This window comes from Pseudomaricurvus hydrocarbonicus, assembly GCF_011602365.1.
Lineage (GTDB): Bacteria > Pseudomonadota > Gammaproteobacteria > Pseudomonadales > Cellvibrionaceae > Pseudomaricurvus > Pseudomaricurvus hydrocarbonicus.
Genome location: NZ_JAAONZ010000004.1, coordinates 308,804 through 321,262 on the forward strand (window position 1 = coordinate 308,804; position 12,459 = coordinate 321,262).

At 53.1% G+C, this 12,459-nt stretch carries 8 protein-coding genes and 3 tRNA genes; 5 read left to right on the forward strand and 6 right to left on the reverse strand.

The annotated features are described in order from the left end of the window. Window positions 1–10: 10 nt before the first annotated feature. From ligA to G8770_RS08025, 5 genes are all read right to left on the reverse strand, one after another. Entirely contained in the window at window positions 11–2,050 is a 2,040-nt protein-coding gene (ligA, locus tag G8770_RS08005) for an NAD-dependent DNA ligase LigA (protein ID WP_167184447.1), read from the reverse strand. A 387-nt stretch (window positions 2,051–2,437) separates the two neighbouring features. Continuing rightward, window positions 2,438–3,388 carry a cell division protein ZipA gene (gene zipA / locus G8770_RS08010; protein WP_167184450.1) on the reverse strand — a complete coding sequence of 317 codons (951 nt, stop codon included), beginning with the start codon at window positions 3,386–3,388 and terminating at the stop codon, window positions 2,438–2,440. A 191-nt stretch (window positions 3,389–3,579) separates the two neighbouring features. Next, the gene (smc, locus tag G8770_RS08015) at window positions 3,580–7,089 is read right to left on the reverse strand and encodes a chromosome segregation protein SMC (RefSeq protein ID WP_167184454.1); all 3,510 of its coding nucleotides are present in this window, start codon (window positions 7,087–7,089) and stop codon (window positions 3,580–3,582) included. Window positions 7,090–7,471: 382 nt separating this feature from the next. After that, window positions 7,472–8,788, reverse strand: a complete 1,317-nt coding sequence (gene ccmI / locus G8770_RS08020; protein ID WP_167184458.1) for a c-type cytochrome biogenesis protein CcmI — start codon at window positions 8,786–8,788, stop codon at window positions 7,472–7,474. A gap of 170 nt (window positions 8,789–8,958) precedes the next feature. Then, entirely contained in the window at window positions 8,959–9,495 is a 537-nt protein-coding gene (locus tag G8770_RS08025) for a cytochrome c-type biogenesis protein (protein WP_208022116.1), read from the reverse strand. 167 nt (window positions 9,496–9,662) lie between these two features. On the opposite strand from G8770_RS08025, the gene G8770_RS08030 reads away from it, so the two are divergent. The 5 genes from G8770_RS08030 to G8770_RS08050 all read left to right on the forward strand — a co-directional run bounded on the left by G8770_RS08030 (window position 9,663) and on the right by G8770_RS08050 (window position 11,907). Then, window positions 9,663–9,738, forward strand: a tRNA-Val gene (locus tag G8770_RS08030). A 48-nt stretch (window positions 9,739–9,786) separates the two neighbouring features. Beyond that, window positions 9,787–9,863 (forward strand) — tRNA-Asp (locus tag G8770_RS08035). Between the two features lie 145 nt (window positions 9,864–10,008). Then, window positions 10,009–10,085: transfer RNA gene (locus G8770_RS08040), tRNA-Asp, on the forward strand. 663 nt (window positions 10,086–10,748) lie between these two features. Continuing rightward, on the forward strand, window positions 10,749–11,285 hold the full coding sequence (locus G8770_RS08045) for a cytochrome b (RefSeq protein WP_167184461.1): 537 nt from the start codon (window positions 10,749–10,751) through the stop codon (window positions 11,283–11,285). 40 nt (window positions 11,286–11,325) lie between these two features. Continuing rightward, window positions 11,326–11,907 (forward strand): YceI family protein, encoded by a 582-nt coding sequence (locus G8770_RS08050; RefSeq protein WP_167184463.1) that lies wholly within the window; start codon window positions 11,326–11,328, stop codon window positions 11,905–11,907. Between the two features lie 98 nt (window positions 11,908–12,005). Here the strand turns inward: G8770_RS08050 and G8770_RS08055 are convergent, their stop codons facing one another. After that, window positions 12,006–12,422, reverse strand: coding sequence for a VOC family protein (locus tag G8770_RS08055; protein WP_243760323.1), 417 nt, complete (start codon window positions 12,420–12,422; stop codon window positions 12,006–12,008). Window positions 12,423–12,459 lie beyond the last annotated feature (37 nt).

Below are 12,459 nucleotides of genomic sequence, written 5' to 3' on the forward strand. Positions count from 1 at the left end.
CCTTCCCGTGCTAACCTTCATAGACACCATATTCTGTCAGCAATGCTACCAACTCTTCTTCGGTCATGGTATCAATGCCCAGCTCCTGAGCTTTGACGTATTTTGAATTATTGGTCGCTCCACCGCCAACCACGACACAATGGGTCTTGGCGGAGACCGAACCGGCCACTTTTGCCCCAAGCTGCTGCAGCATTTTTTTAGCCGCGTCACGCTTGACGATCGAAAATGAGCCTGTCACCACATAGGTTTGATCCTTCAGCGGTTCATCCGCCTCTTCCACATCGATATCACTCCAGTGAACTCCGGCGGCCTGTAATGCTTCAATGGCTTCCAGGTTGTGCTCCTGTCGGAAAAACTCCGCAACAAAATGAGCAACGACGGGCCCAACGTCCCCAACTTTCTGCAGGGCGTCTTCGTTGGCCGCCATGATCGCGGGCAAGCTGCCGAAATGACGGCTTAAGCTTCGTGCCGTAGCCTCGCCAACCTCCCTGATGCCTAAAGAGTACAGGAAACGCTCCAGGGTCGTCTGTTTACTGGCACTCAGAGCGGCAATCAAATTTTCAGCGGACTTGGGGCCCATTCGCTCCAGGCCTGCGAGCTGCTCTGCTTCCAGCCTATACAGGTCAGCCACCGAGTGAATCAGGCCTTCATCCACCAGCTGCTCAACCAGCTTATCGCCCAGGCCATCAACATCCATCGCCTTGCGCGAAGAAAAATGTTTAATCGCCTCTTTGCGCTGTGCACCGCAGATCAGGCCACCGGTACAGCGAGCGACAGCCTCTCCCGGAACGGTTTCAACCGGAGAGTCACAGACCGGACAGGTTTCTGGAAAAACAATCTCTGCGGCATCATCAGGGCGCCTGGACTTAACAACCGATACCACCTGGGGAATCACATCCCCAGCCCGGCGAATGACCACAGTATCGCCAACCATGACTCCCAGCCGATTGATCTCATCGCGATTATGCAATGTGGCATTGGAAACGGTGACACCGCCGACAAAAACAGGTTCCAATCGCGCAACCGGGGTTACAGCCCCGGTTCGTCCCACCTGAAACTCAACACTCAGCAGCTGGGTCATCTCCTCCTGGGCAGGGAATTTATACGCGATGGCCCAGCGAGGCGCACGGGACACAAACCCGAGTCTCTCCTGCAGCAAACGGTCATTAACCTTAAAGACAATGCCATCAATGTCGTAGGCAAGGGTCGTTCTTTTTTCAGCCAATCTTCGGTAATAGTCCAAACAACCATCGATATTTTTAACGGTGGCCATTTCGGGGTTGATCAGAAACCCCCACTCGTGCAATTTTTCCAACACCGCGGTATGGCGATCCGGCAACTCTCCGCCACTGACCCGGCCGACACTGTAGGCGCACATCTGCAAGGGCCGTTTGGCCGTGATTCTGGCATCAAGCTGTCGCAAACTGCCTGCCGCTGCATTGCGAGGATTGACAAAAGTTTTCTCCCCTGCCGCCCGGGCATGCTCATTCAATCGCTCAAAGCCCCGTTTGGGCATGTAGATTTCACCACGCACTTCCAAAGTGGCGGGATAGCCCTGCCCCATTAAGCGTAAAGGTATCGAATCTATGGTACGCACATTCTGGGTAATATCTTCCCCAGTAGTGCCATCACCCCGTGTTGCCCCCCGAACCAGCTGACCATCGATGTACAACAAACTTACCGCGATACCGTCGAGTTTGGGTTCACAGGCAAACTCAATATCTTCGGGGGTTTTTAAACGGTCCTGAACCCGGCGATTAAAATTAAGCAGGTCTTCGTCGTTAAAGGCGTTGTCCAGCGATAGCATTGGCAGCTCGTGGGACACCTGTGAAAAGGCACTCAGGGGCGCCTCACCCACCCGCTGACTGGGTGAGTCCGGTGCAATCAATTCCGGGTGCTGAGCCTCGATATCTTTTAGCTGTTGAAAAAGGCGATCGTATTCAGCGTCCGGCACATTGGGGTCATCAAGCACATAATAGCGATAGTTATAATAATTAAGCTGCTTTTTTAGCTCTTCCAGCCTTGTCTGGGCTTCAACAGTACTTGTCATTAGTGGGGATATTCCAACTGAGTTCTAATCCGGTAAATTTCCACTTACCATTTGATAAGTGTTTTTGAATACTAAGTGTTTTTTCAATACATTGACGTGGGCTAGTGGCGACACGGAGCCATTACAGACACCAAAAGAATCAAAGTGTCGACGACGAGAGAATGAAAGATGCCATGAGTTTTCGATCCGACATGCCCTATGGCAGCAAGCGCCACGCCCTGTGAATCACAGCTGATTTGAGCCCATTAAATTGTTAATTTGAGCCCAACAAGCTGTTAAGTGGCTACCGGTTAAGCTCAAATCTTTTATCAAGAACAGAGCGCTCACAGGTCATCAATCGAAACTTATAACCTGCAAATAAACCGGGGCTGCGCAGTGGCTTTTAAATCAAACGCGAGAGAGCTGTTTACGTTCAAATTCCCGTATGCGCTGGCGACAATGCTCAATCGTTTGCTGAGTCATGATACTGCGCTGCTCATCTTTGAGTTCTCCGCCCAGACTGTCAGCCAACGTCATTGCTGTATTCGCCATGATATTGAAGGCTTCCATGCTGTTAGCGCTCATGGGCAAAGTCATAAAAAAGCTGACGCCCGGAGTTTCGAATTCACTCATGGTACTGAGGTCAAAGGTTCCCGGAACAACCATATTCACCATACTGAACAGCAGATCTCCCTCGCCATCCTCGCCTTCATGGCGGTGAAAAATCTGCATATCACCAAAACGCATACCACACTGTAACAGGACCTGCAGGAGATCAGCTCCCTGAAAGCGCTCCCCCCCCGTAGACATGACATTGATGACCAGCACTTCTTCTACTTCAGGCTCTTGCTCGGGTTCAGAGTCTTGATGAGCCTTGCTTCTGCTTTCTGCGCGCTCAGCTTTTGTGGCCGACCGAGCCGTTTCCTCTGAAGCCGTAGCCGGCTCCGGCAGCCTCTCATCAAGTGAAGGCTCCTCGATGGAGATTTCAGCAATTGAGGGTTCCTTGCGTAAACCCTCATCCTCGGTAACCGATTCCATCAACATAGGGACTTCTTCATCCAGATTTAAAGTCACCTGTTCGGGGATTTTGCGGCGCCCCAGGGTCGTCTTGCTTCTTACAAAGTCCTGCTGAAGATTTCGGGTCAATTCACGCGTATCGTCTTCATCCCTGACCCCCACCACTCGGGCCCCACCGTTAGGCAACTCACTGCCGTAAGTTTCCGGAGTGCCTTCGTCCGTTTTGATTATATTTCGTGACATTTTGATCGCTTGACGCTTGGACAACCTCATCCGACGCCAGCCATCCAGCAGCACACCAATGATCAGCAAGACAATTATGACCGTTAACCACTCACGCATCGCGAACTCCATTCGTTACCGCGCCCCCTGAAAAGTAAAAAGGTTGATAACTTTTCCAAACATCCAAACCAGCCGACCATCCACTAGGGCTCGACCAGTCAAAAACATCGCTTGCTTTAAAAAAAAACGTTGTTTTAAAAACATAGACAGTCTCTGCATAACTTGTATTTATTAAATACAGCGCACATGGTTTAACTTGCAGCCAGTTCCGCCGCTTCTTCCACATCTACCGTTACGAGCCTGGACACACCAGGTTCATGCATGGTCACACCCAATAGCTGGTGTGCCATTTCCATCGCAATCTTGTTGTGGGTAATGTAAATAAATTGTACATGCTCGCTCATCTGTTCAACCATGCGAGCATAGCGCCCCACGTTGGCATCATCCAACGGAGCATCAACCTCATCCAGCATACAGAAAGGTGCCGGGTTCAAGCGGAAGATGGAAAACACCAGAGCAATGGCCGTCAACGCTTTTTCACCACCGGACAACAGATGAATCGTGCTGTTACGTTTGCCCGGCGGGCGCGCCATAATCGCAATCCCGGTATCCAGCAAGTCTTCGCCAGTCAATTCCAGATAGGCATGGCCACCGCCAAATACTTTCGGGAACAGCTCCTGCAAGCCGCTGTTGACCTGATCGAAGGTCTCTTTAAAGCGTGTTCGGGTTTCCCGGTCAATTTTCTTAATTGCGTTCTCTAACGTTTCAAGCGCGTCCTGAAGCTCAGCATTCTGAGCATCCAGATAATTCTTCCGTTCGGCTTCCGTTTTGTACTCATCAATGGCCGCAAGGTTAATTGGCCCCAGACGGGTAACCCTGGCGGCGATCTTTTCGAGCTCTTCTTCCATTGGCGCTTCATCAGCGTCGTCGGGTAACTGCTCCAGCAAAGTTGGCAGATGGAATTTGTCTTCTTCGAGTTGCTGCTGCAGGGTTCGACGCTGTACCTCAAACGTTTGCGCTTCGAGCCTTGCCTGCTCAAGGCGTGAGCGGACCGCCTGAATTTCCTGCTCCGAGCGACTGCGATCCTGCTCGGTTTTGCGCAGGTCGTGCTCGACCTGCTCAACCGCTTTACGAGCGTTGAGCAACTCTTCCTCAACAGACAAACGCTTGTCCAGTAAGGCTTCGAGTTCCAACTGATGATCTTCACCCGGATCCCGGGCTTCTTCCAACTGGTCGCGGAGCATGTCACGGCGCTCCTGCAGACGCTGGGTCTGCTCACGCAAACGCCCCAACCCAGCCTTAATAGAATCGACCTGCGTTTTTAACGCCTGATGACGCATGGCGAGCTGGTGCCCGCGATCCTTGTCTTGGCGGGCACGCTGACGAGCGTCATCCAGCTTTGCCCGGATATCATCGCGCTTCGCCAACAAAGCCTCACGCTGGTCGGTGTCCCGCCCCATCGCTTCAATGGCTTCCTGGAGGATCATGCGCGCCTCGCCCAAGCCCTCATTTTCAAGATCGACCTGCTCCCGGGCTTCACGAATTTCGTTTTCGACCCGCTCGTGACGTACTGCGATCTGCTCTACGCGGACCTGCTTGGCACTTAACTGGGAGCGCAGCTCACTGTATTTGCGGTTATGGTCTTCGGATTCACGGCGAACTGCTTCCCGCTGCTGCTCCAGCTCTTTGATCTGCGAGCGCCCTTCATCCAGTTTGAAGCTCAGCTCTTCGACACGATTTTCCGCTTCTTCCAGCTGAGCCGTTAACTCTTCAAGCTCCTGCTTTCTCGCCAACACCCCGGAAGTGGCATCGTTGTCGCGCGCCACCCGCAACCAGTTACTGCCCAGCCACAAACCATCTTTAGTGACCACGGATTCATGGGCCTGCAGCTTACTGCGGATAGCCAATGCGGCTGACAAATCTTCAACGGCGTAAATTGCCCCCAAAAGTCCGGCCATACTGACATTCGAAACAATTTTATCCTGTAAGCGGTCAGCGACGTCAGAAGCGGAGGCTGACACCTCGGCGCGGGTATCCAGCAACACCAGTTCCCCCTGAGTCAGCTGCCCGACAAACTCGGATACCGCATCGAGGCCATCGACACAGACAGCCTGCAGGGCATTGCCCAGCACCGTTTCCACGGCCTTGTCCCAGCCATCACGAACTTCCACACCTTCGGCCAGACGGGGATTTGCGGCCAGGCTGCGCTCCTTCAACCAGTCGCTGACGGCCCCGCTCTTTTCCCCCATCGCCGCCTGCTGAAGCGCTTCCAGGGAGGCGTGACGGCCACGCATGGATTGTAATTTGCCGCGCACATCGTCCAACTGACTGGCTACAGCGTCATTGTCGTCGCGTAATTCGTTGATCTCGTCGCCAATTTGTTCCACCCGGCCGCGCTTATCGTCGGCGGCCAGATCCAGTTCAGCCAACTGCTCGGTCAGCTCGCCAATTTCCTCTTCGGCCTCATCGGGAACCAGATTTCTCTTTTCCTCGTCCAGCTTGCGTATCCGGTCCAGCAACCGGGTTTGTACCTGTTCCAGGTGCTGAATCCGGGACTGCTGCACCTCCGCTCGTTGACGCGGTTCGGACGCAGTTTGGTTGAAGTTGTCCCAGTCCAGCTGCCAAGACTGCATGGCGTCCTCAGCCTCCTGCAGCTCGTCACCAGAGCCCTCTTCGGCCGCTTTCACCAGCTCCAGCTCTGGCTCAAGCTCCATCAACTCCTCTTCCCACTCCTCGGCTTTGGTCTTATCGGCGACCAACAGCTCTTCGGACTCTTTACAGTCGCGCTCGGTCTGATCGAGATCCGATTGCAGCTGACGGCCACGCTCCTGTGAGTGCTGAATGGTTTGCTCTACACGAGCAATATCGGCGCCAATGGAGTAAAAGCGCCCCTGAACCTCATTAAACTTGTCGCTCAAATCGGTGTATTGGGTGCGGTACTTTTCAATCGCGGTGTCGTTTTGAACCTGATCGGTGACAAAAGACTCAACGTTCAATTCCAGCTGAGTGATGGCCTCTTTTTTAATCTCGGCCTTGGTATCAATCACTTTAAAGCGCAAAGCCTGTAACTGGGCTTTCAACAGTCGCTCTTCTTTTTTGTACTCAGTGTACTTTTCGGCCGCCTGTGATTGGCGGTGCAGGCGAGATAACTGGCGTTCCAGCTCATCGCGAATATCGGTCAATCGCTCAAGATTTTCATGGGTGCGACGCATGCGGTTTTCAGTGTCACGACGACGCTCTTTGTACTTCGAGATGCCCGCGGCTTCTTCGATATACACCCGCAGTTCTTCAGGTTTGGCCTCAATCAACCGGGAAATCATCCCCTGCTCAATAATGGCGTAACTGCGCGGCCCCAGGCCAGTCCCCAAAAAGATGTCGGTAATGTCACGACGACGGCACTTGGTACCGTTGAGGTAGTAGCTGTTCTGGGCGTCGCGGGTGACTTTGCGCTTAATGGATATCTCGGAGTAGCCCGCATATTCTCCAATCAGGGTGCCGTCGCTGTTGTCAAACACCAGCTCAATGGAGGCTTGTCCTACGGGTTTGCGCCCACCTGAACCATTGAAAATAACATCCGTCATGGACTCGCCACGAAGGTTTTTCGCAGACGACTCGCCCATCACCCAACGCACAGCATCAATGATGTTGGACTTGCCACAACCATTGGGGCCAACCACGGCTCCCAGGTTGCTGGGAAAATTGACCGTCGTTGGATCGACGAAAGATTTAAAACCTGCCAGCTTAATGCACTTTAGCCGCATAGAAATGCTTCACTCAGATATAACGTATTGATTTTCTTATGTTTTGGGTTGGACTCAAACTGCCAAAAACATCCCTGCTCAGGTAAACACCTGGCTTCCACCCTACACATCCCCACTCAGGCAATTCTTACTCCAGCACAAGCTGCTCACCAGAGGAACCCTCATCACCAAGAGTTCATGTTCGATTGATTGAGGAATTTTACACACTTGGCGGTGGTATTACATCCACTCATCTGCTCACCCTGTTCGATGGTCGCCCCCATCCTCGGCCGGCCTCTGAATATCCCCGAATGCCCCTCGATCTGCCGCTAAAATTATCAACAAGATCCGTAACTTAGGCAACCTTTACCGGCAATCTGAATTTAACCAGTAGCATCTGGGATCATGGTATCTGCTGATTGACGGATAAACTGAGGGGGCCATCCAACTCTGCCAAAATGACGGGACCAAACGTCGCCTGCCAGTCACCCGATTGCGGAACCGGCGCTCCGGACCTGGAAATCCTCGCCACCACCTCAAGTCGGGGAAAGCTGGTCAGCGTCACCCCCGGCGCCATGGCCATGGTTTCATCCAGAATGATCGTTGCCGGCAACTCAGATGCTGGCACTTTTCGGATGGCCAGCGGCATCTTGGCCCCCTTCCAGGCCCTCACATAAACAAACACGGTGTCACTGGGCGCCACCTCAACCCCATCCGCCACGCTCACCTGCACCTGGATGCTTGCCTGAGCCGCCGTATCCTGTTGCTTGCCTGTTCCCACCGTCTGGCCCTGCGGCGCCAAAGGGACAGCCGCCATATCGGCTTGCCCCAGCACCGCCGGGGGAGCGGCTGCTTCGGGCATGAGCGAGTAAGCACGCTGAATGCCAGCCATCAGGGATTGGGCACCAGGTGAGTCAACACCGAGCACCTGTACCGCTCGCTGCCAATATTGGATGGCCTCGGCGTACTGGGCCCTCTCGAAAGCCCCAATACCCGCCAACCCCAGAGAAGTTGCTTCGTTCGGTTCCTTTTCAAGCGCCCTTGCAACCAGAATTTCGACCTCTGGCGTTACCCGATTGCCCGCCGCCAAAAAAACCGCCTGAGCCAGCTCGCCAAGAACGTTGGCCGGTGCATCATTATTTTGAGCGATATACGTATACTGCCCAACGGCCTTCACATAATCATTGCTTTGCATGTAAGCCCGCGCCAGCAAATAGCGGTTACCCAGGTTGTCGGGGGCTTGTGCGATACGTTTTTCCAGGCTGTCGACCATCCCCTGCAGGGCTTGTCCGGAAGATAACTCGCCACGCTCTGCCGCCTGCATCTCTTCCTGAAAATACGCCTGGCGCTTGAGCACAATATCCACGTCATTGATCGAGCCATATTTCCAGTAGAGACCAAAAGCCACCGCCGGCAACAACACCACGGCCGCATAAAGCCCCCAGCGTGAATGCCCATGACACTCTTTTTTATCGTCAGTGATATCTTCCAGAAGGGAGAGCTCCAACTCTGTCTTCAGTTGTTCAAATTGAGCCTGATCCAGTTCTCCCGCAGCAAACTGACGTTCCAGTCCCTGCAGGTGCTCGTTAAACAGATCCAGCACCAAGGCTTCACGATCCGCCACATCCTCACCGCCCTGTCTCTGGCGCCACAGTGGCCATAACACGAAGAACGCCGCGGCCAGAGTCATCACTGCCACTATCAACCAAAAACTCACCATTTACACTTTATCCTGTTGCGGGACAGCATCTGCCCGTCATGAAGGGTGGGACCGGGTATTCCCAGTCAGAAACTGCCGCGGGCACCGCAGCGGCAACAAACCCTGTTGAAGAAAACTTTACTGCACCAAAACCCGCCAGCTAAGGGTACCCCGGGCCGATCCGCAGCCCATCACCGCTGCGGGTTATTGGTGTGTTTCGCCCTCTCTGCGGCGGCCGCCAGCAGCTTTTGGAGACGCGCCTCCTCTGCCTGTGCCAGATCCGCAGAACCAGGCTGCGCCCTGCGCCTTTGCCGGAGAGTCAGACCTACCATCACAAGCCCAAGGATCAGGAGCAGCGACGGCAAGCCCCACAGCAGCAGCGTGTTGGTTTTTACCTGCGGGCGGTACAAAACATAATCGCCGTATCGGGCCACCATGAAATCCACGATTTCCTTATCGCTTTTACCATCCTGCAGCAGCTCGTACAGCTCCCTGCGCAAATCCGCCGCAATGGGAGAGTCTGAACCCGCCAAATTTTGATTTTGACACTTGGGACAACGCATCTCCTCCGTGAACGCCAAATAACGCTGCCGAGTGACCTCGTCCTTGAATTCGTGCACATCTATCGAGGCCGCAACGGGCGAGCCTGGCAGTAACGACAGGCACAGCAGCAACCAAAACCCGGTAAACATTTGTCGAGTCAACTGTAATGACCTTGGATCAGACATAGATCTCCCCTTTTAGATGGCGGAGATTATAGCAATCGACACCCTTGGTCTCTATAGGAAGTAAGGTAAAGTAAAAGCACGGTATAAAACGTAGCATTTTGATTTTTTTAGAAAAAACCGTTGACGAGAATCAAAATATCATTAATATACGCGGCCACTGACAGCGAGGGTGGTTAGCTCAGCTGGGAGAGCATCGCCCTTACAAGGCGAGGGTCGGGGGTTCGATCCCCTCACCACCCACCAATTTTTCGATGCGTGATGCGAAAAATCTGGAGATGTCGGTAAAATTGCGGACCGGTAGTTCAGTTGGTTAGAATGCCGGCCTGTCACGCCGGAGGTCGCGGGTTCGAGTCCCGTCCGGTCCGCCACGAATTTGGCTTATGCTTCCATAAAGAGCTAGAGCCTGAAAAAGCTGCCTCAGCCGGTAGCTTTTTTTATGCCTGCACAAAGCACCTTGTTTCAACAGGTTTCGATGCGTGACGCGAAAGATCTGGAGGTGTTAGTTCAAACTGCGGACCGGTAGTTCAGTTGGTTAGAATGCCGGCCTGTCACGCCGGAGGTCGCGGGTTCGAGTCCCGTCCGGTCCGCCATTTATTTAAAAGCTGCCCACCGCACCGGTGTTGGCAGCTTTTTTTTGCCTGCAAGCCCCATAAAAAAATCCCCGCACGATGGCGAGGAGCTTGTCCGCAGGCCCTATGCACTTGGCCTGCCGATGGTATTCTATTTTCCTGTGAAAGAAGGCCCGCTTAAGACTTCTTGGATTTTTCCATATCCTCTTTAATGTGACGGTGAGCGTAATACCCTACATACCCCATCATCACACAAGCCAAAACAACAATTGCCACACCAGAGAGTACATACACGTCAACATACATAGGTCATCATCCTTTCGAGGCTGTTTAGATTCGTTTACGCTACAAGTAAATAATACGCCCCACGCCCTGAAAAGCTTTGATCTCAATCAACTGGCCAGCGTTTATGAAACTTGCACCACTCCCGATTCAAACCGGAAATTTAACGCCTCGCAGCTGCAACCTTTGTTGCCTGAAGACTTTCGCGGGCACCAGCTGCGACTGTTCTATTTTTCTGAACACAATGTTCGAAATGAGAAGCGTTATTTGAACTAATCGTTCCTATACTCTAGTTTGTCATTAGACTGCACTTTTTAAAGCGGCCACATTTAAGCCGCGGCATTAACCCTAACGCCCCCACAAGCCTGAAAAACCAACCACGGGACACCCACTCAGACAGCCATGCTTAAAAATACCCCACAAGCCTACGGATTAATCAGTAAACTGCTGCACTGGAGCATCGCCCTGGCCCTGGTAGGGCTGTTTATACTGGGTCTGTGGATGGTCGATCTGGGCTACTACGACAGCTGGTATCAAAAAGCGCCTCACTATCACAAAAGCCTTGGCATTATGGTGGCCACAGCAATGCTGCTGCGCTTGCTGTGGCGCGCACTCACACCACAACCCCAGCCCCTGGTCAGTCACCGCCCCTGGGAAATCAGACTGGCAAAAATCGCGCACATTTTGCTCTACCTGCTGACTTTCGCCATCGTTATCAGTGGCTATCTCATTTCGACAGCGGACGGCCGAGGCATCGCGATATTCAACTGGTTTACGATTCCGGCACTGGGTAGCTTTATAGACAACCAGGAAGACGTCGCCGGATACTTTCATTACTGGCTGGCCGTATCACTGATCAGCTTATCAAGCCTCCACGCACTCGCGGCCTTCAAACATCATTTTTTTGATAAGGATCGCACCTTAAAACGCATGATCTAATCCAACGACCAACAACCTTTTACTATTACAGGAGTTACCCATGAAACCCTTGAGGTTTTTCGCCCCCATACTCATGGCAGCAGCACTTACCACCCCCCTGCACACACAGGCAGCGGATTACAAAATTGACAGCAAAGGTGCACACGCCTCTATCAATTTTCAGATTCCTCACCTGGGGTATTCCATACTGGTGGGTCGTTTCAATAAATTTGAAGGTAAATTCACTTACGATCTGAACAACGTTGAAGCCTCGGAAATTGAGGTTCTGGTAGACACAACCAGCATCGATTCAAATCATGCGGAGCGCGATAAGCATTTGCGTAGCGATGACTACCTCGACACCAAAAAATTCGGAACCGCAAAGTTTGTCAGTACCAAAGTCATCGACAGGGGCGACAATCAATTGTTAGTGGAGGGCAACCTGACGCTGCATGGCGTAACCAAACCCATCACGATCGAGGCCTACAAGGTAGGAGAGGGCCCAGATCCCTGGATGGGGTATCGCGCTGGCTTTTCCGGCAAGACCACGTTAAAACTGCAGGACTTCGGGATACCCGACAAATTGGGCCCCGCGTCCTCCCGGGTCACTCTGGATTTGCACATTGAAGGCATACGCCAATAACTTAACTGCCCCTTACAGCGGCATCCACCCACACTCTGGTGGGTGGATGCCGCCAGCAACTCCAGCAGACACGCCCTGCCCCGCCATAACGCTTAAGCTCAATCTTCCGGGCCCACCCGCATCATCGGATTGTAAGCCACCTCCCACAGGTGCCCATCCGGATCCTGAAAGTAACCACTGTAACCACCCCAAAAAACGCTTTGCGGTGCTTTGGTAATCACAGCGCCCGCTCGCTTGGCAATCGCCATCACCTCATCCACTTGCGCCTCGCTGTGCACATTGTGCGCAATGGCAAAACCGTTAAACCCACTCCCCTGCGCCGAAACAGCGGCATCCTCTGCCAGCGCCTCGCGCCCAAATAAGCCCAGCCAGGTGCCGCTCAAGGTAAAAAAAGCCACCTCTGGTGGCGACTCCATTCTTGGGAACCCCAGCCCCTGCTCATAGAACTGAATGGATCGGGCAAGGTCACTAACCTCCAGCGTGATCATGCTCATACGGGGCTGCAGAGACTTCATAAACACCTCCGGGCAGAGTGCCATTGAGGTTAAATAG

What these genes read in the sequence shown, in the direction of transcription:
- G8770_RS08050 (WP_167184463.1), top strand. Translation starts at nt 11,326, where the DNA reads ATGAAACCCTTGAGGTTTTTCGCCCCCATACTCATGGCAGCAGCACTT.
- zipA (WP_167184450.1), bottom strand. Translation starts at nt 3,388, where the DNA reads ATGCGTGAGTGGTTAACGGTCATAATTGTCTTGCTGATCATTGGTGTG.
- smc (WP_167184454.1), bottom strand. Translation starts at nt 7,089, where the DNA reads ATGCGGCTAAAGTGCATTAAGCTGGCAGGTTTTAAATCTTTCGTCGAT.
- ccmI (WP_167184458.1), bottom strand. Translation starts at nt 8,788, where the DNA reads ATGGTGAGTTTTTGGTTGATAGTGGCAGTGATGACTCTGGCCGCGGCG.
- G8770_RS08055 (WP_243760323.1), bottom strand. Translation starts at nt 12,422, where the DNA reads ATGAAGTCTCTGCAGCCCCGTATGAGCATGATCACGCTGGAGGTTAGT.
- ligA (WP_167184447.1), bottom strand. Translation starts at nt 2,050, where the DNA reads ATGACAAGTACTGTTGAAGCCCAGACAAGGCTGGAAGAGCTAAAAAAG.
- G8770_RS08025 (WP_208022116.1), bottom strand. Translation starts at nt 9,495, where the DNA reads ATGTCTGATCCAAGGTCATTACAGTTGACTCGACAAATGTTTACCGGG.
- G8770_RS08045 (WP_167184461.1), top strand. Translation starts at nt 10,749, where the DNA reads ATGCTTAAAAATACCCCACAAGCCTACGGATTAATCAGTAAACTGCTG.